At 40.1% G+C, this 2696-nt stretch carries 2 protein-coding genes; both read right to left on the bottom strand.

Annotated elements, in window-relative coordinates; translation table 11 throughout:
* The coding region (locus CAG64_RS23855; protein WP_237668428.1) for a hypothetical protein at window positions 1-198 on the bottom strand (198 nt) is incomplete at its 3' end.
* An 883-nt stretch (window positions 199-1081) separates the two neighbouring features.
* Complete coding sequence (locus tag CAG64_RS13040; protein WP_161488999.1) at window positions 1082-1936, bottom strand: hypothetical protein; 855 nt, start codon at window positions 1934-1936, stop codon at window positions 1082-1084.
* Between the last annotated feature and the right edge of the window lie 760 nt (window positions 1937-2696).

The following is a 2696-nucleotide window of genomic DNA, read 5'->3' as shown; positions in this document are numbered from 1 at the left end:
ACACCATGATTTATGGTTCCGATCAGGAAACGTTTTAAAGTAAGGTTTACGTAAGTTGAAGTCTTTTATGTATGAGCAAGGAACCAACGGTACCTCGCACTCATCACAGCAAAAATCTGTTCTCTCAACGTTTTCCATGAAATACAAATCTTCAGCGGTGATAACTTCACCGGATTTTAACACTCGTGCTTCATCCATTTTTACCTCCTTTCACATAACGCCCAATTAAGGTGTGAGGCACGCAATACGATGCTTCCGCATACCACCTTAACCACTAAAATCAACGCATTGTAAAAATGCCACGCGTGCCGAATCACTCTTAAATTGTTTGTTAGTACGCTGTACCTAAACCTTTTGGTTTGCGCCAAGATATTGAAATATAGCACGAAACTATAGGCTAAAACGTTAAAGCCAAACAGACAACTGCAAAACTAAAACTCAACCTCAAAACGCAAGTTGGCTAGAAGAAAAATACGCCAAACTACCCTATTTTGACCAGTTTCAAATTAGCAGAGGATTCGGTCGCCGAACTTTGACAACCACACCCAAGTACAGAATTGAAGGCTAAAAAGCCAACAACACAAAAGAAACCGCACCAACGAAATAGCCCCAAAGTTAGAAACCGTAAACGGTGAAATCGACGCAAACGCTCCGCATATAGTGCCACCGGAAAGAACGTTAAAGGCACATTTGAGCCGGTGAAAAGCTAGAAAACAGAACTGATAAACACCGAAATTTTTACCGTTGATGCCAATCCCGTACTAACGCCCGCTTAAGTGGTGAGCAACACATCCACAGCACTCAATTATTACACCGTAAACACTTAAGCCGATTCAAACCAAAACAGCCGAGCGTTGCGAATCCGTCTTAAAGCGTTTGTTAACTGAATTTTCACCCACGAAACTAACAGACGACGTTCACAAAGATCGTAATATTTAACACACCAATAGTTAAACTAACACTTAATGCCGTAATAGTGCCTAACATTATAAATTTGAAGATTTTATTCATTGTGCAACTCCCATTAAATAGTCACACAATTATTCTTCACGTGGGCACAAATTCTGTGGCTAGCCAAAAATTACTTTGGCTGCCAATTTTCCAAAAACTTTAAAGATGCCGAAATATCTCTATTTAAATTTGAGCTACTTTCAAGATCAATGCCCATACGTGCAGCGAACAACTCAACTTCTTTGGCGATTTGACTACAATTTGCAGTATTACCTTTTCTATACTTTGCGTTCGACTGCGATAGCAATGTAGCTAATATACCTAGAGTCTGTTTCAGCGTTTCTTCGGGTGTGCGGAGTACGTTTGGTGAATGCACCGACAATTTACACTCTAACTTTTCAATATCCGCTCTAAGAACTACCAATTCTTCTAACTCTGGTAACTTATCTGTCGGGTATGCACGCTCGTTCAATCGCGCAAATACAGCCTCACCTTCTTCAGAGGGAACAAATTCAACAGGACAGATGTATCGACCACATGAATCAGTTAAGAGGCAACCCTCTAAACTCACCAGTTCCGTTGGTTTGTCTGTAATAAAAGACATTAAGTGATCTTTTATTACCCCAGTATCAATATTAAGTTTGTATGCCCCCTCGATTCTGTATGGCTCCGAGAAAGTAACAATCCTGTACATTGCTACGGGCTTACCGTAAAGGTGATTGTGCATCAGTGAATCAACCGAATTATTATTGTTCGGCTGCACTGGTATATTTTGGGGGGCAATAAACCAAGCGCCTAAAAGGGAGTGACTTTCGGCGGCTTCCTGTGCCCAACCATGGCGGAATAGCCAGCAAATGTCCAACTCACCATCTAAACAGAGTTGCACTATGTCTTTTATGGAAACGTCTTCTTCAAAAATATACGATAGTCGTTTTGCGCAATCTTCGAGAGTAAGCCATTTCTTTAAATTAAATAGTTTTTTCATTATTACCTGATGATGATTATCGTTTAATTCAGTTAACGCCCAATTAAGGGGTGAACAACGCTGCCACCCAAACCTAAAGCATTGTTCCATAAACACTAAACTTGAAGTAGAAGCAAAAATGCCGAGCGTTGTGAATCCCTCTTAAATTGCTTGTTATGTTTGTTACTTCAAGTACTTATGATTAGCCTTTATTACCTTTGCAAGCTCTTTACACTTAACAACATTTGTTGATGAATGAATGTTTATCGACGTAAGGTCACTAAGCTCATATTCCGAGAAGTCGAACTTATTTGAATGCAGAGCGAACTCGAAGAACTGACTTTCAGATAGGCATGGATAGCTCAAGTCCTTTTCCTCAAAAGGCGTCGTTTTATACTCTGATATCGATCTAGTAAGTAACAATGCCTGTGAACCTTTACTCTTGGATATAAACTCTATTTTATGCAGAGTAACAGGACGTCTTCCACTATTCACAATCTTAAAATAAACACCATCAGCCATGTGCTCCCACGACTCTAGGTATTCACCATGTACAATGAATTTCCGTCGATCACGCCACATAACATAAAACGAAATGAACATGCTAACTGTAGCTATCACAATACTAACTGACGCAGTATCTATATTCATTATTACACCTTACTCATGTAGAAACATAACGCCCAGTTAAGGGGTGAAGCACGCAATGACCAAGCCACCGCATGGCACTTCAACACCGAAATCAATGCAAACCAAAAATGTCACGTGTGCTGAATCCCTC

It is taken from the genome of Vibrio sp. V38_P2S17PM301 (assembly GCF_009904845.1).
In the GTDB taxonomy this organism is placed as follows: Bacteria; Pseudomonadota; Gammaproteobacteria; order Enterobacterales; family Vibrionaceae; genus Vibrio; species Vibrio proteolyticus.
Note: the sequence above shows the minus strand (reverse complement) of the source record. Positions and strands in the feature narration are given on the sequence as shown.